The organism is Streptomyces sp. SLBN-118, assembly GCF_006715635.1.
Lineage (GTDB): Bacteria > Actinomycetota > Actinomycetes > Streptomycetales > Streptomycetaceae > Streptomyces.
Genome location: NZ_VFNP01000001.1, coordinates 1,951,848 through 1,966,364, shown reverse-complemented (window position 1 = coordinate 1,966,364; position 14,517 = coordinate 1,951,848). Strand labels below are relative to the sequence as shown.

Annotated in this window: 16 protein-coding genes; 10 read left to right on the top strand and 6 right to left on the bottom strand. The window is 70.1% G+C overall.

Going from position 1 to position 14,517, the window contains the following annotated elements:
* Positions 1 to 19 precede the first annotated feature (19 nt).
* The gene (locus FBY35_RS08850; protein WP_142213249.1) at positions 20 to 670 is read left to right on the top strand and encodes a thymidine kinase; all 651 of its coding nucleotides are present in this window, start codon (positions 20 to 22) and stop codon (positions 668 to 670) included.
* On the opposite strand, the gene FBY35_RS08845 is transcribed toward FBY35_RS08850, so the two are convergent.
* Complete coding sequence (locus FBY35_RS08845) at positions 663 to 1,439, bottom strand: VOC family protein (protein WP_142213248.1); 777 nt, start codon at positions 1,437 to 1,439, stop codon at positions 663 to 665. The two genes, FBY35_RS08850 and FBY35_RS08845, sit on opposite strands and share 8 nt — an antisense overlap.
* 225 nt (positions 1,440 to 1,664) lie before the next feature.
* On the opposite strand from FBY35_RS08845, the gene FBY35_RS08840 reads away from it, so the two are divergent.
* Positions 1,665 to 2,495 (top strand): sulfurtransferase, encoded by an 831-nt coding sequence (locus FBY35_RS08840; RefSeq protein ID WP_186356889.1) that lies wholly within the window; start codon positions 1,665 to 1,667, stop codon positions 2,493 to 2,495.
* Between the two features lie 60 nt (positions 2,496 to 2,555).
* On the opposite strand, the gene sepH is transcribed toward FBY35_RS08840, so the two are convergent.
* The 3 genes from sepH to FBY35_RS08825 all read right to left on the bottom strand — a co-directional run bounded on the left by sepH (position 2,556) and on the right by FBY35_RS08825 (position 6,619).
* Positions 2,556 to 3,605 carry a septation protein SepH gene (sepH, locus tag FBY35_RS08835; protein WP_142213246.1) on the bottom strand — a complete coding sequence of 350 codons (1,050 nt, stop codon included), beginning with the start codon at positions 3,603 to 3,605 and terminating at the stop codon, positions 2,556 to 2,558.
* A gap of 499 nt (positions 3,606 to 4,104) precedes the next feature.
* Positions 4,105 to 5,418 carry a D-arabinono-1,4-lactone oxidase gene (locus tag FBY35_RS08830; protein ID WP_142213245.1) on the bottom strand — a complete coding sequence of 438 codons (1,314 nt, stop codon included), beginning with the start codon at positions 5,416 to 5,418 and terminating at the stop codon, positions 4,105 to 4,107.
* Positions 5,384 to 6,619 carry an MFS transporter gene (locus tag FBY35_RS08825; RefSeq protein ID WP_142213244.1) on the bottom strand — a complete coding sequence of 412 codons (1,236 nt, stop codon included), beginning with the start codon at positions 6,617 to 6,619 and terminating at the stop codon, positions 5,384 to 5,386. Before FBY35_RS08825 ends, FBY35_RS08830 begins: the two co-directional genes overlap by 35 nt.
* A 146-nt stretch (positions 6,620 to 6,765) precedes the next feature.
* Between FBY35_RS08825 and FBY35_RS08820 the strand changes: the two genes are divergently transcribed.
* Both FBY35_RS08820 and FBY35_RS08815 read left to right on the top strand, forming a co-directional pair.
* Entirely contained in the window at positions 6,766 to 7,905 is a 1,140-nt protein-coding gene (locus FBY35_RS08820) for a ferrochelatase (RefSeq protein WP_142213243.1), read from the top strand.
* 9 nt (positions 7,906 to 7,914) lie between these two features.
* Entirely contained in the window at positions 7,915 to 8,715 is an 801-nt protein-coding gene (locus tag FBY35_RS08815; RefSeq protein WP_142213242.1) for an inositol monophosphatase family protein, read from the top strand.
* Between the two features lie 108 nt (positions 8,716 to 8,823).
* On the opposite strand, the gene FBY35_RS36390 is transcribed toward FBY35_RS08815, so the two are convergent.
* Positions 8,824 to 8,991, bottom strand: a complete 168-nt coding sequence (locus FBY35_RS36390; RefSeq protein ID WP_186356888.1) for a hypothetical protein — start codon at positions 8,989 to 8,991, stop codon at positions 8,824 to 8,826.
* 335 nt (positions 8,992 to 9,326) lie between these two features.
* Here FBY35_RS36390 and FBY35_RS08810 point away from each other — a divergent pair, with 335 nt between their 5' ends.
* The 4 genes from FBY35_RS08810 (at position 9,327) to FBY35_RS08795 (ending at position 12,850) form a co-directional block, all read left to right on the top strand.
* Positions 9,327 to 9,980 carry a response regulator transcription factor gene (locus FBY35_RS08810; RefSeq protein WP_142213241.1) on the top strand — a complete coding sequence of 218 codons (654 nt, stop codon included), beginning with the start codon at positions 9,327 to 9,329 and terminating at the stop codon, positions 9,978 to 9,980.
* Between the two features lie 5 nt (positions 9,981 to 9,985).
* Positions 9,986 to 11,221 carry a HAMP domain-containing sensor histidine kinase gene (locus FBY35_RS08805; RefSeq protein ID WP_142213240.1) on the top strand — a complete coding sequence of 412 codons (1,236 nt, stop codon included), beginning with the start codon at positions 9,986 to 9,988 and terminating at the stop codon, positions 11,219 to 11,221.
* A gap of 404 nt (positions 11,222 to 11,625) precedes the next feature.
* Positions 11,626 to 11,922 (top strand): DUF4193 domain-containing protein, encoded by a 297-nt coding sequence (locus tag FBY35_RS08800; RefSeq protein ID WP_142213239.1) that lies wholly within the window; start codon positions 11,626 to 11,628, stop codon positions 11,920 to 11,922.
* 13 nt (positions 11,923 to 11,935) lie between these two features.
* Positions 11,936 to 12,850 (top strand): hypothetical protein, encoded by a 915-nt coding sequence (locus FBY35_RS08795; protein WP_142213238.1) that lies wholly within the window; start codon positions 11,936 to 11,938, stop codon positions 12,848 to 12,850.
* A 17-nt stretch (positions 12,851 to 12,867) separates the two neighbouring features.
* On the opposite strand, the gene FBY35_RS08790 is transcribed toward FBY35_RS08795, so the two are convergent.
* Complete coding sequence (locus FBY35_RS08790) at positions 12,868 to 13,326, bottom strand: DUF3093 domain-containing protein (RefSeq protein WP_142213237.1); 459 nt, start codon at positions 13,324 to 13,326, stop codon at positions 12,868 to 12,870.
* Between the two features lie 58 nt (positions 13,327 to 13,384).
* Here FBY35_RS08790 and FBY35_RS08785 point away from each other — a divergent pair, with 58 nt between their 5' ends.
* Together FBY35_RS08785 and dut are read left to right on the top strand one after the other, a co-directional pair.
* Positions 13,385 to 14,005: a PaaI family thioesterase gene (locus FBY35_RS08785; protein WP_186356887.1), complete on the top strand. Its 621-nt coding sequence runs from the start codon at positions 13,385 to 13,387 to the stop codon at positions 14,003 to 14,005.
* Positions 14,005 to 14,517: a dUTP diphosphatase gene (dut, locus tag FBY35_RS08780; RefSeq protein WP_142213236.1), complete on the top strand. Its 513-nt coding sequence runs from the start codon at positions 14,005 to 14,007 to the stop codon at positions 14,515 to 14,517. Before FBY35_RS08785 ends, dut begins: the two co-directional genes overlap by 1 nt.

The window sequence follows — 14,517 nt, the reverse complement described above, 5'->3', positions numbered from 1 at the left end:
GAAAGGTCCTCAACTCCCCATGCCCGAGCTGGTGTTCTTCTCCGGAACGATGGACTGCGGGAAGAGCACCCTCGCTCTTCAGATCGAGCACAACCGGTCCACGCGCGGACTCCAGGGCATGATCTTCACGCGCGACGACCGCGCGGGCGAGGGCAAGCTCTCCTCCCGGCTCGGCCTGGTCACCGACGCGGTCGAGGCCGCGGAGGGGTTCGACTTCTACGCGTATCTCGTCGCCCATCTCTCGCAGGGCGGCCGCTGCGACTATGTGATCGCCGACGAGGCGCAGTTCCTCGCGCCCGAGCAGATCGACCAGCTCGCCCGCGTCGTCGACGACCTCGAACTGGACGTCTTCGCGTTCGGTATCACCACCGACTTCCGCTCCAAACTCTTTCCCGGCTCGCAGCGGCTCGTCGAGCTCGCCGACCGGGTCGAAGTGCTCCAGGTCGAGGCGCTGTGCTGGTGCGGCGCACGGGCCACGCACAACGCCCGTACGGCCGGCGGGGTGATGGTCGTCGAAGGCGCCCAGGTCGTGGTGGGGGACGTCAACCAGTCACCGGACGAGATCGGTTACGAGGTGCTGTGCCGACGCCACCACCGGCGGCGGATGACGGCGGCAACCGCTCGTGCCGCCGCCCTCTCGCCGGACGTCCTGCCGGTGGAAGTCAGCTAGCGGTCTTCGACCGTACGATCGTGAACACCGCGCCCTCCGGGTCCGCGACAACCGCGAGCCGTCCGCTGGACGCCTCGCGAGGCGGCTGCACCACGTGCCCGCCGAGTTCCACCACCCGTCCCGCGGCCTCGTCGGGGTCCTCCACCTCGAAGTACGTCATCCAGTGGGTGCCCCGGTCGCGGGGAAGGGCATGGCCCACGCCGTGCAGCGAAGCCACCGGGCGCCCGTCCAGGAGCAGCGTCACGTAGTCCAGGTCCGCCGGGACGACCGCCTCCAACTCGTAGCCGAACACCGCTTGGTAGAACTTGCCGACCGACGAGGTCTCCGCGGTCAGCAGTTCGTTCCAGACAGGTGTTCCATGTGTGCCGTACACCGCGGTGCCGCCGTGGTTGCTCGCCTGCCAGATGCCGAAGACCGCGCCCGCCGGGTCGGTCACCACGGCCATCCGGCCTGCGTCCTCGGCGTCCAGCGGGCCGACTCCGACGGTGCCTCCACAACTCCTGATCGTCTCCGCGGTCGTGTCCGCGTCGTCGGTTGCCAGATAGGGCGTCCAGGCGATCGGCAGCTGCCGCTCCGCAGGGAGGATGCCGATACCGGCCACCTCCTTGCCGTCGAGCAGCGCCCTGACATACGGGCCGAGCTGTTGCGGGCCGGGGGAGAATTCCCAGCCGAACAGGTCGCCGTAGAACGTCTGGGTCGTGTCAAGGCCGTGCACCATCAAGCTCACCCAGCAGGGTGTGCCGGGTGTGTGCCGAGTTGCCTCGGTCATCGTCACTCTCTCCTCGGACCATCGTGGTGGCCGTGCGGGGGGACCGGGTACGCGCCGTTGTGCGGAACGGTGGCGCCCCGTGCAGATGGTTCCACCACCGGGCATCCGGCGCGCCCCGGCCGCGCCGGATTTGGCGGGTTCCCGATGGAGGATGCCCGCTTTGGCATTTCCCATCCGTATCCCCGCCGTTACAGTGCGGCCGGGCACTGCGCAAGGATGGCCCTTATGAACCCCATCATCTCCGCGACCGAACTCGCCGGCGAGCTGTCCTCGACCCGGCCTCCAGTGCTTCTGGACATCCGCTATCAACTGGGTGGGCAGCACGGGCGGCCCGACTACGAGGCCGGGCACATCCCCGGAGCGGTCTTCGTCGACCTCGATGCGGAACTGGCCGGGCCGCCCGGCGCGGGCGGCCGTCACCCGTTGCCGGACCCGGAGGCCTTCGGCGCGGCGATGCGCCGGGCGGGCGTCTCACCGGACACTCCGGTAGTCGCCTACGACGCCGACAAGGGCTGGGGAGCGGCGCGCGCGTGGTGGCTGCTGCGCTGGACGGGGCACCGGGACGTACGGGTCTTGGACGGCGGCCTCGCCGCGTGGACGGGCCCGTTGGAGACCAAGATCCCCGCGCCCGCCGAGGGCACCTTCACGCCCGCACCGGGCGCGTTCGCGGTTCTGGACGCCGACGGTGCGGCCGCTCTGGCCCGCTCCGGCCTGCTGCTGGACGCCCGCGCCGGGGAGCGCTATCGCGGCGAGGTCGAGCCCTTCGACCCGGTGGCCGGCCATGTCCCCGGCGCGGTCTCGGCCCCGACTTCGGAGAACCTCGACAAGGACGGCCGCTTCCTTGCGGCCGGTCAACTCGCTTCCCGCTTCGCCGCCCTCGGCGCGAAGGACGCCTCCACGGCCGTCGGCGTCTACTGCGGTTCGGGCGTCTCGGCCGCGCAAGAGGTCATCGCCCTGGAGATCGCGGGTTTCGAACCCGCGCTGTACGCGGGTTCCTGGTCGGAGTGGTCGCGCGACGTGAACCGCCCGGTGGCAACGGGCCCCCTTCCGGGCTGACGCGCGCGGATACGCGAAGGGCCCGGCGCCAACCGCTCGCGCCGGGCCCTTCGCGTACCGCTACTCCTGCTTCTTGCGGCGTGTGCCGAAAACGATCTCGTCCCAGCTCGGCACCGCGGCCCTGCGGCCGGGGCGCACCCCGTCCGCCTCCGCCTGGCGGTCCGTCGTCCCCGTCAGGCGGTCGCGGTGACCCGCAACCGAGCGGGGCATCAGCACGTCCGCGTACGCCGAGCCGGCGCCGGCCGATGCGGCCGGAGCCACCGGTTCCTCGGCCTCGGGCTCCTCGGCCGGCTCCGTGGATGCGGGCTCGGGCGGAGCGGGCCGCTCCGGCACGACCATGTCGCCACGGAAGTTGGGTACCGCCTCCAGGAGACTCGTCAGGGAGTCCCTCTCCCCGCCGTTCTCCTCCGGCTCGGCCGACGGCGCGGCCGTGCGGTCCATCTGGCGGTCGAGTGCCCGGTCGAGCGGCCGGTCCCGTGGCAGCCGCGCGATGCGCGGTACGAACGGAAAGCTCGGCTCCTGCGAGGAGGCGATCGTGTCGTCCGTCTCGCCGATCAGCGCGCGCGCCTCGTCGTCGACGGCCTGTACGAGCCGCCGGGGCGGATCGTACGTCCAGCTCGCCGAGTGTGGCTCGCCCGCGACCCGGTAGACCAGCAGGACCTCCCAAGTGCCGTCGTCGCGGCGCCAGGAGTCCCACAGCACGGTGTCCTTCTCGGCGCCGCGCAGCGTCAGCCGCTCCTGCACCGCCTCGCCGAGCTGCGGTCCGGTGTTCTCCCCGGGACGGCGTACGGGAGTCTTACGGGCCCGCTCCGCCATGAAGGCGCGCTCGGCGAGCACGGGTCCCTCGAAGCGCCGCACACGGTCGACCGGAATTCCGGCGAGCTGTGCGACCTCTTCCGCGGAGGCTCCGGCGCGTATACGTGCCTGGATGTCGCGGGGACGGAGGTGGCTCTCCACCTCGATCTCGATCTGGCCGAGGCGAGCGCGGTCATTGCGCACGGCTGCGCGCAGCCGCTCATCAATCGGAAGCGTGTATTCCGTGCTGTCCGCAGCCTTGAGCACCAGTCGTGTGCCGTCGTTGGAGACGGCCACGACACGCAGTTCGGGCATGGGGACCTCCCGGGTGGTGCCTGCCGACGTCACGTGCGTCGCTGCTTCCGCTAGTCGAGTGTGGCCTGCCCGGGTGCAGCCTGCCACAACCTTGCCGAGTTGCCCGGCGTGTCGGGCACAGGCCCTGGATCGCCGTTATGGCACGGTTACCTGTTTGCCACTCTGAGTGACTGGCCTGTCACTCTCCGCATCAGGTGCCCGTGCGGTGCCGCGGCGCCGCCGGATCGAGCGCCGCTTTCGGCCCCCTACCTGGGGTCCGAACGCCCATGAGGGAGGCCGGACCCAGGGCTCGCCACAGTACTCCATTCGGGCCACGGGGGTGGACCGCCGCGCCGCCGAACTTCTCGCAGGGTAGGGGAGTTGGGCGTCCGTGACATGGGTGACCAGGCGTCCAGATTTACAGAATCTTCTCAAAGGGAACTATTCGCTTCGTTCGCATGTCCCTATTCGGTGCGGACCGGCGGAGGCAGAAGAGTGGGGAGAAGAAGGGCGGCAGCGCTCAGTCGCCCAGGACCCGCCGCAGATAGTCGTTGCCGAACAGCCGCTGCGGGTCCAGCCGGTCGCGCAGCGCGGTGAATTCACCGAAACGTGGATACACCTCGGCGAAGTACTCCGCGTCCCGCGTGTGCACCTTGCCCCAGTGCGGCCGCCCGCCGTGCGCGGTCATGATCCGCTCCACCGCGGTGAAGTACGACTGGTACGGAGTGCCCCGGTAGAGATGCACGGCGATGTACGCGCTCTCACGGCCCGATGCCGTGGAGAGGGCGATGTCGTCCGCCGGGGCCGTACGCACTTCCACCGGGAAGCTGACCCGCAGCGGCGAGCGGTCGATCATGGCCTTCACTTCGCGCAGTGCGCCGACCGCCGCCTCCCGCTCAAGGGCGTACTCCATCTCCACGAACCGCACCCGGCGCGGAGATGTGAAGACCTTGTAGGGGATGTCCGTGTAGGTGCGGGCCGAGAGGGCGCGGCTGGAGATCTTGGCGATCGCCGGGATGGTCGCGGGGACGGCCCGGCCGAGCGAAACCATCAGCTGGAAAACGCCGTTGGACAGCAGTTCGTCCTCGATCCAGCCACTGATCCGCCCGGGAGGGGCGGCAGGGCCCGCACTGCGGTTGTTGCGCTTGGTGTTGCAGTTGCCCGTGTGCGGGAACCAGTAGAACTCGAAGTGCTCGTTCTCGGCGAAGAGTTCGTCGAACTCGGCCGTGACCTTGTCGAAAGCCATCGGCTCCTCGCGGGCCGTCAGCAGGAAGACCGGCTCCACGGCGAAGGTGATCGCGGTGACGACACCGAGCGCGCCGAGGCCGATCCGTGCCGCCGCGAAGACGTCCGGATTCTCCTTCTCGGAGCAGGTCAGCACCGAGCTGTCCGCGGTGACCAGCTCAAGTGCCTTGATCTGCGCGGCGATCGATGCCGAGTCGCGGCCCGTGCCATGGGTGCCGGTGGAGGCTGCACCGGCGACCGTCTGATCCATGATGTCGCCCATGTTCGTGAGCGAAAGGCCCTCACGGGCGAGCGCGGCGTTCAGTCGTTTGAGCGGGGTGCCCGCCTCGACAGTCACGGTCATGGCCGCACGATCGATCTCCCGGATCCCGGTGAGCAGTTCGGGCCTGATCAGCACTCCGTCGGTGGCCGCGGCGGCTGTGAACGAGTGGCCTGTGCCGACGGCCTTCACCTTCAGGCCGTCCTCGGCCGCCTTGCGGACGGCCTCGGCCAGTTCCTCGGTGGAGGCGGGTGATATCTCCCGTACGGGACGGGCGGTGACATTGCCCGCCCAGTTACGCCACGTGGTGCTCCCGGTCGTGCTGCTCACGCTGCCCCTCCCGCGTCGGCACCGGCTTCCGTAGCCGGCGGTACCCCAAGAACGCCACCGCGGCCGCGATCGCTCCCGCCGCGTTCGAGACCAGGTACCCGGCGTCCGCCCCGGCGGCGTCGATCACCCAGCCGGCGACCGACGAGCCGAGCGCGATCCCGACCGCGAGCCCGGTGCCCACCCAGGTCATGCCCTCGGTCAGATTCGCGCGTGGTACGTGCTGCTCGATCAGGGCCATGGTGGTCACCATCGTCGGTGCGATGGCAAGGCCCGCGACAAAGAGCGCCACGGCCAGGAACGGCAGGCTCCCGGCCAGTTGGAGGGGGATCATACTCACGGCCATCGCACAGATGCCCACCAGCCAGGTCCGCTCGCCCGGACTCTTGAGATGCAACAGGCCGAAGACCACTCCGGCGAGGCACGAGCCCAGTGCGTACACGGCCAGCACCACGCTTGCCGCCGCCTTGTGACCCTGCTCCTCAGCGAAGGCAACCGTCACCACGTCGACGGAGCCGAAGATCGCGCCGGTCGCGACGAACGTGCCCACAAGGACCTGAAGGCCGCCGGAGCGCAGAGCCGAGCCCCCCGTGTGGTCTTCCTTCGGCTGCGGCACCGGCTCGGTGGACCGCTGCGCGGTCAGAAGGAAGACGCCGGTCAGCAGAAAGAGGCCGGCGACCGACGGGCCCGCCTCGGGAAACCAGACCGTGGAGAGACCGATCGCGGCGATCGGCCCGAAGATGAAGCAGGCCTCGTCGACGACGGACTCGAAGGCGTACGCGGTGTGCAGTTCGCGGGCCGAGCCCCGGTAGATCTCCGCCCAGCGGGCCCGGACCATCGAGCCGACGCTCGGCACACAGCCGATTCCGGCCGAGAAGACGAACAGGGTCCAGTCCGGCCAGCCTTGATGTGCGCAGAGCAGCAGTCCGGATGCCGCCGCGGCGGAGACCAGGGTGGCGGGACGCAGAACCCGGCGCTGCCCGTGCCGGTCCACCAGCCGGGATATCTGCGGGCCCAGTGCCGCGGCGGAGAGCGCCACGGTGGCCGACAGCGCGCCCGCGAGGCCGTAGCGCCCGGTGAGCTGGGAGATCATCGTGACGATGCCGATGCCCATCATCGACAGGGGAAGCCGGCCGATGAAGCCGGCGGCGGAGAACGCCTTGGCGCCGGGGGCGGCGAATATGGCGCGGTACGGACTGGGCAAGGAGAGCTCCGTAAGGCGCACCGGGGCCGTCGTGGACGTGGTGTGCGCCAAGTAAGGCACATGAAGGCGGTGGCAGCTTACGCCCTGGGGCCCTGCGGCGCACCGCGGTTTTCCCGCCGTCCAAGGCTGGTGGCAGGATCGTTGCCATGTCGGATCAGCGTGACCCAGCCCCCTACGACGCCCTGCTGCTGCTCTCCTTCGGCGGCCCGGAGGGCCCGGACGATGTCGTCCCGTTCCTGGAGAACGTGACGCGCGGCCGCGGTATCCCCAAGGAACGGCTCAAGGAGGTGGGTCAGCACTACTTCCTGTTCGGCGGGGTCAGCCCGATCAACGACCAGAACCGCGCCCTGCTGGACGCCCTGCGCAAGGACTTCGCCGAGCACGGGCTGGACCTGCCCGTCCACTGGGGCAACCGCAACTGGGCGCCGTATCTGACCGACACGCTGCGCGAGATGGCCGCCGACGGCCACCGCCGTATCGCCGTCCTCGCCACCAGCGCGTACGCCTCGTACTCGGGCTGCCGCCAGTATCGCGAGAACCTCGCGGACGCGCTGGCCACGCTCGAGGGCGAGGGACTTGAGCTGCCGCGCGTCGACAAGCTGCGGCACTACTTCAACCACCCCGGTTTCGTACGCCCCATGATCGACGGCGTCCTGCAGTCCCTGGCGGACCTCCCCGAGGACGTACGGGCGGGGGCCCATCTCGCCTTCACCACCCATTCGATCCCGGTCGCCGCGGCCGATACGTCGGGCCCGGCCGGCGAGCACGGCGAGGGCGGCGCCTATGTAGGCCAGCACCTGGACGTGGCCCGGCTGATCGCCGACGCCGTACGCGAGGAGACGGGCATCGAGCACCCCTGGCAGCTCGTCTACCAGTCACGCAGCGGAGCCCCGCACATCCCGTGGCTGGAGCCCGACATCTGCGACCACCTGGAGGAGCTGCACGGCTCCGGCGTCCCCGCGGCCGTGATGATCCCCATCGGCTTTGTCTCCGACCACATGGAAGTGCTCTACGACCTCGACACGGAGGCAACCGCGAAGGCCGCCGAGCTCGGGCTGCCGGTGCGGCGCTCAGCGACGGTGGGCGCCGACGCGCGGTTCGCCGCGGCCGTACGGGATCTCGTCCTGGAGCGCGCCGCGAGCGAGCGGGGCGCGAAAGCGGAGCGGTGCGCGCTCGGCTCGCTCGGCCCCTCGCACGACCTCTGCCCGGTCGGCTGCTGTCCGGCCCGGGCACCCAAGCCCGCGGCCGCCGGTGCCGACAGCCCGTACGCCACCCGTACGCCCTAAGGAAGCCCTGTGAGCGACCCTCTCCTGTCCGAACTGCTCGACCTCGCCCTGGAGGCCGCCCGCCGGGCGGGGGAGCTGCTGCGCGACGGCCGCCCCGCCGACCTCGGTGTCGCGGCGACCAAGTCCAGCCCGATCGACGTCGTCACGGAGATGGACATCGCGGCCGAGAAGCTGATCACCGGCTTCCTGGCCGAGCGCCGACCCGACGACGGCTTCCTCGGCGAGGAGGGCGCCTCCACGACCGGCACGAGCGGCGTCCGCTGGGTCATCGACCCGCTCGACGGCACCGTCAACTACCTCTACGGACTGCCGACCTGGGCGGTCTCGATCGCCGCGGAACGGGACGGCGAGCGGGTCGTGGGCGTCGTGGAGGCCCCGATGCGCCGCGAGACGTACCGGGCGGTCCTGGGGGGCGGCGCGTACGCCGGTGACAAGCCGCTGCGCTGCCGCCCTGCGCCGCCGCTGGACCAGGCGCTGGTCTCCACCGGCTTCAACTACGTCGCGGCCGTACGGAGCCACCAGGCGGACGTGGCCCAGCGACTGATCCCGCGCCTTCGTGACATCCGCCGCAGCGGCTCGGCGGCGGTGGACCTCTGCGACGTGGCCGCGGGGCGCCTGGACGGCTTCTACGAGCGAGGGCTCAACCCGTGGGACCTCGCGGCGGGCGACCTGATCGCCCGGGAGGCAGGAGCCCTGACGGGCGGCCGCCCCGGCGGTCCCCCGGACGGCGACCTGGCGGTGGCTGCGAGCCCGGGCGTATTCGGCCCGCTGCAGTCCCTGCTGGAGGATTTCGGCGCCTGGCACGACTAGGAGGTGTCGGGGGCATTCAGCCCGTCCGGCGACGAGGACACACAGGGGCCCCGGCGCCGTCTTTCGGCGTCGGGGCCCTCTCATGTCCGGTACCTGCGCGGCCCGGCGCTACGCGGCGCTGACCTCCACGCCGTGCTCCGCGGCAAGCCGGCGCAGGTCGTCAAGCTCAGCCTGCTCAACATCCGCAAGGAAGTCGTCACCCGTCTCGCGTGCCAGGGTGAGGTCGGTCTCGGCGGCTTTTATGCGCTGCAACAGTCCTGCGGTGAATGCGTCCATGTGCGCCCCCTCGTCGTGGGTCGGTGGCACGGGGGTGTGCCTGGGGTTTCCCCTGCCGCAGGCAGAGGACGGGGTGATCAACCCTGGAACAGGTCGTGGTGTGCCACATACAGGGCGTGATCGCGGGTGTTTAGTCGTCCTCCCCCGGCCCTTCCTCAAGGAAACCTCAACTGGCCCGGGAATCCGATGAATTCCTTTCCGCCCAGGTCGGCCGCGGGCGGCCTGCTCCGCCTTACATCCGGTTTACGCGCGTAACGGGCAGGATGGATGCGCACAGCCAGTGCTCACACACCTGCCCCGATCATGGGTGACGGGCCCAGAGGAAGGATCACGACGTGCGCGTACTCGTCGTCGAGGACGAGCAGCTGCTCGCCGATGCGGTGGCCACCGGACTGCGCCGGGAGGCCATGGCCGTCGACGTCGTGTACGACGGCGCCGCTGCCCTGGAGCGCATCGGGGTCAACGACTACGACGTGGTCGTCCTGGACCGCGACCTCCCGCTGGTCCACGGGGACGACGTATGCCGCAAGATCGTCGAGCTGGGCATGCCCACCCGCGTGCTCATGCTGACCGCGTCCGGGGACGTCAGCGACCGCGTCGAAGGCCTCGAACTGGGCGCGGACGACTATCTCCCCAAGCCCTTCGCCTTCAGCGAGCTCACCGCGCGCGTGCGCGCCCTCGGCCGGCGTACGACCGTGCCGCTGCCGCCCGTCCTGGAGCGCGCCGGGATCAAGCTCGACCCGAACCGCCGCGAGGTCTTCCGCGACGGCAAGGAGATCCAGCTCGCGCCCAAGGAGTTCGCGGTCCTGGAGGTTCTGATGCGCAGCGAGGGCGCGGTGGTCTCGGCCGAGCAGCTGCTGGAGAAGGCGTGGGACGAGAACACCGACCCCTTCACCAATGTCGTCCGGGTGACGGTGATGACCTTGCGCCGCAAGCTCGGCGAGCCTCCCGTGATCGTCACCGTGCCCGGCTCCGGTTACCGGATCTGATCCAGGTGACCGCGACCCCCGCACCTCCCGAGGCGCCTCCTAAACCGACCTGGGACCCCCGCGACCCGGTCCGCCCGCTGCTGCGTCCCACGATCCGGATACGCCTCACGCTGCTGTACGGCGGCATGTTCCTGATCGCGGGCATTCTGCTGCTTTCGATCATCTATCTGCTCACCGCTCAGGCACTGCACGTGAGCGTCGGTGACCTGCCGTTCAAGATCGAGACGGGCCGGGTGCAGCCCACCACCTCGTGGTGCCAGCTGCCCGAGACGGGGACCGGCGAGCAGTTCAACCAGGCCGTCGCCAGCTGTCTGCAGCACCAGCGCGAGATGGCCCTGGACGACCTGCTGCGCCGCTCGCTCTTCGCCCTGCTCGGCCTCAGCGTCATCGCCTTCGCCTTCGGCTACGCCATGGCCGGCCGGGTCCTCTCGCCGCTCGGCAAGATCACCCGCACCGCGCGCCAGGTGGCCGGCTCCGACCTCTCGCGGCGGATCGAGCTGGACGGGCCGGACGACGAGCTGAAGGAGCTCGCGGACACCTTCGACGAGATGCTGGACCGCCTGGAGCGCGCGTTCAGCGCCCAGCAGCGCTTCGTCGCGAACGCCTCGCACGAACTGCGTACACCCCTCGCGATCAACCGCACGCTGCTGGAGGTCCACCTCTCCGACCCGGAAGTGCCCACGGAGCTCCACCAGCTCGGCAAGACGCTGCTGGCCACCAACGAGCGCAGCGAGCAGCTCGTGGAGGGTCTGCTGCTGCTCGCCCGCAGCGACAACCAGATCGTCGAGCGTAAGCCGGTGGACCTGGCCGAGGTGGCCACGCGCGCGGTGGACCAGGCCCGTGCCGAGGCCGATGCCAAGGACGTGGAGATCCGCGCGGAGTGCGCGCCCGCCGTCGTCCAGGGCAATGGCGTCCTGCTGGAGCGGATCGCCCTGAACCTCGTGCAGAACGGCGTGCGCTACAACGTCCTGGAAGGGGGCTGGGTGGAGGTCACGACGGACGTCCAGCACGGCCAGGCGGTTCTGGTGGTCTCGAACACGGGGCCGGTGGTTCCCGCCTACGAGATCGACAACCTCTTCGAGCCCTTCAGACGGCTGCGTCAGGAGCGCACGGGCAGCGACAAGGGCGTCGGCCTGGGGCTTTCGATCGCCCGGTCGGTCGCCCGGGCCCACGGAGGCCGTATCATCGCGGAGCCTCGTGAGGGCGGTGGCCTCGTGATGCGAGTCACCTTCCCGGTCTGAGATGCTGACCGACGCGAATCGCTTCGTTCGCTTTACGCGGAATTTTCGGGATCCGTGACCGAGAACACCGTGTGCGACCGTGTGGGATCGATCACAAAGGCGAATTTCAGGCCATCTACTCTCAGTGATCAAGACTCTTGCCGGAAAGCCGGGAAAAGTCCTGGTTTCCGGGGGTCGAGATCACGGGAAGTACACGGGGTGGCGCCCGTGAAGTGCGACATTCGGACCGTGTACGGTCCCGATCGCCATCCAACCCGATCACTCTCGGGGGATCCGGTTGGGTGTCGATTGAGTAACAGACCTTGATGTGAGGCAAAATCTCCGCCTCGGGTCGGGCACAAGTCCGGCCTCTCACGCGTTACGTGCGCTGGAGACACCGCAGACACCCAGAGGGGGAGAGCGACATGGCAACGGACTACGACACCCCACGCAAGACCGACGACGACGTCGATTCGGACAGCCTTGAGGAATTGAAGGCCCGCCGGAACGACAAGACGACGTCGTCCGTCGACGTAGACGAATTCGAGCAGGCTGAGGGCCTGGAGCTGCCCGGAGCGGACCTTTCCAACGAGGAACTGTCCGTTCGCGTGCTGCCCCGGCAGGCGGACGAGTTCACCTGCATGAGCTGCTTCCTGGTGCACCACAGGAGCCAGCTCGCCCGCGAGAAGAACGGTCAGCCGATCTGCCGCGACTGCGACTGAGGTCCGGTCGGCCGTGGCAGGCGAGAAACCGTCCAGGAAGCTGCGTCTCCGGCGCCAGAAGCCGCCGGAGACGCACTCGGGCGGTCCAGGCCCGGCGCAGGACGCCAAGGCGTCTGCCGAGCACTCGGCCGCCCTGCTGCCCCACGGCGCAGCAGAGGTCGACGGGCGGGGCCGCGGGGCCTCGCTCGAAGCAGCCGGTCAGGCGGGGCCCACACCAAGGGCACCACGCCTGGCCGCCGTGCGGCAGGGGATGCGGAGGGGCCGTGCGGGCGTCGGTGCGGCGCTCGCGTTCGTGGCCGACCGGATCATCGAGAACGCACCACGCGTGCCGGTGCGCGATCTGGCGACCCTGCGCAAACAGTTCCCCGGGCTCGGTCCGGAAGAGCTCGCGGACAAACTGGTCGCGGGCGCGGCGAACGGCACCTCCACTGTGGGTGCGGGTATCGGCGCGGCCGCGATGCTGCCGGTCCCTCCGGCGATGCCGGCCGAGCTGGCCACGGAGATCATCTCAGTCGCCGCCATCGAGCTGAAGCTCATCGCCGAGCTCCATGAGGTCTACGGCGTGCGGCCGCGGGGCGGCCTCAAGGAGCGCAGCGTCGCGTATCTGACCTCGTGGACGGAGGAGCGCGGGATCGACGTCACCAAACCGGTGACGATCAACGCCGCGCTGGGCGGCCGGTTCAAGCGCGAGCTGCGGCAGCAGGTCATGAAGCGCACTGTCCGCAATCTGCCGAACCTGATTCCGTTCATGGTCGGCGCGGCCCTCGGTGCGGCGATCAACCGCCGGGACACCATGAAGCTCGCCGGCCACATCCGCAAGGACCTGCGCAGGAGACAGATCCCCTGGGACGCGCTGCCCGCGCTCCCGCCACTGGAACAGCCCAAGGACCCGCTGGACGTCTCGGCCCCGCCCGAACTGGACCGCTGACCGGCTCGGCGCGCCTCTCAGTCCGCGCGCACAGCCGCCAGCGCGGCGGCGAGTTCCTTCGGGTTCCGGGTCGACAGATAGACGTACGGAGTCGGGTCGGCCGGGTCCGTGACCTCGATCCTCAGGGCCGTCGGCACGTAGCTGCGCAGCAGCATGAAGGCCTGGGGGTCGGCCTTGTACGAGCGCCAGGCGCGCGCTTCTTCCGCATCCAGGATCTCGGCCTCACCGAGAGCCGTGAGCGGAATCCGGGCCTCGCCCGCGACCAGCGAGCCGGCCACCACCCGGATACGGACCGAGCCGTAGGAACTCACCACTACAGCGGCCACCGCGGCGGCGCCGATCAGCCCGCCGAGCATCGGCAGTGTGCCGAGCGGCAGCAGGACGAGGCCGCCCGCGACGCCCATCAGGGCGGCGATGGCCCACCACGAACGGGGCGCGGTCAGACGTTCTTCGTAGTGCGGGGCGGAAGGCTGCATGAAACCAAGCTTGGCACGGTGCGACCTGGCGGTATCCGCGCGGGTAAGGTCTGGGCCCGTGAGTACTGCGAACTCCCGGGGGGCGACCCCCGGACCCTCGGCGCGGCCCTCGGCTCTGACCCCTCCGGCCGACGCCACAAAGCCTGTTCGGCATCCTGACGCCCCGGCCCCCGGTGAACTCCTCGGCGCGCACTACGAACACTGCTTCGGCTGCGGCGGGGGACAGCCCCACGGACTGCACCTCCAGGCGCGGGCCGGTGAAGGTGTGAGCATCACGGCGGAGTTCACCGTCAAGCCCGCCCACCAGGGCGCACCGGGCCTCGCGCACGGCGGCGTGCTGGCCACGGCGCTGGACGAGACGCTCGGCTCGCTCAACTGGCTGCTGCGGACGATCGCGGTCACCGGTCGGCTCGAGACCGACTTCGTACGCCCCGTGCCCGTGGACACCGTGCTGCATCTGCAGGCCGAGGTCACCGCCGTCGCCCGGCGGAAGATCTACTCCACCGCCGTGGGCCGGATCGGTGGCCCCGAAGGACCCGTCGCCGTGCGCGCCAACGCTCTCTTCATCGAGGTCCAGGTCGACCACTTCATCGACAACGGCCGCCCGGAGGAGATCCAGGCAGCCATGGCGGACCCCGACCAGATCAGGCGCGCCCGCGCCTTCGAGGTGAACCCCTGATGCGTAACCCTGTCGATGTGCTGATCCGCCGTGTGGATCCGGAGGTGCCGCTCCCGTCGTACGCGCACCCGGGCGACGCCGGCGCCGATCTGGTGACCTGTGAGGCCGTCGAGATCGCGCCCGGCGAGCGGGTCGTTCTGCCCACCGGAGTGTCCATCGCGCTGCCCGACGGATACGCCGCGTTCGTGCACCCGCGCTCGGGTCTCGCCGCCCGCTGCGGAGTCGCCCTCGTGAATGCCCCGGGGACGGTGGATGCCGGGTACCGTGGGGAGATCAAGGTGATCGTGGTCAATCTCGACCCGCGCGAGAGTGTGCGGTTCGATCGGTTCGACCGGATTGCTCAATTGGTTGTCCAGCAGGTCGAGAAGGTGCGCTTCCACGAGGTGGCGGAGCTTCCCGGCTCGGCGCGGGCCGAGGGGGGCTTCGGGTCCACCGGCGGTCACGCCGCCGTGGACGGCTCAACGGGTGGGAATCGATACGCTTCGGTCGTATCCGACCGGGAAGGACAGTGA

Bases quoted from the DNA above. Each gene is read 5' to 3' on its own strand.
- FBY35_RS08820 (WP_142213243.1), top strand. From the start codon at position 6,766: ATGTCGGATCAGCGTGACCCAGCCCCCTACGACGCCCTGCTGCTGCTC.
- FBY35_RS08800 (WP_142213239.1), top strand. From the start codon at position 11,626: ATGGCAACGGACTACGACACCCCACGCAAGACCGACGACGACGTCGAT.
- FBY35_RS08840 (WP_186356889.1), top strand. From the start codon at position 1,665: ATGAACCCCATCATCTCCGCGACCGAACTCGCCGGCGAGCTGTCCTCG.
- dut (WP_142213236.1), top strand. From the start codon at position 14,005: ATGCGTAACCCTGTCGATGTGCTGATCCGCCGTGTGGATCCGGAGGTG.
- FBY35_RS36390 (WP_186356888.1), bottom strand. From the start codon at position 8,991: ATGGACGCATTCACCGCAGGACTGTTGCAGCGCATAAAAGCCGCCGAG.
- FBY35_RS08845 (WP_142213248.1), bottom strand. From the start codon at position 1,439: ATGACCGAGGCAACTCGGCACACACCCGGCACACCCTGCTGGGTGAGC.
- sepH (WP_142213246.1), bottom strand. From the start codon at position 3,605: ATGCCCGAACTGCGTGTCGTGGCCGTCTCCAACGACGGCACACGACTG.
- FBY35_RS08850 (WP_142213249.1), top strand. From the start codon at position 20: ATGCCCGAGCTGGTGTTCTTCTCCGGAACGATGGACTGCGGGAAGAGC.
- FBY35_RS08790 (WP_142213237.1), bottom strand. From the start codon at position 13,326: ATGCAGCCTTCCGCCCCGCACTACGAAGAACGTCTGACCGCGCCCCGT.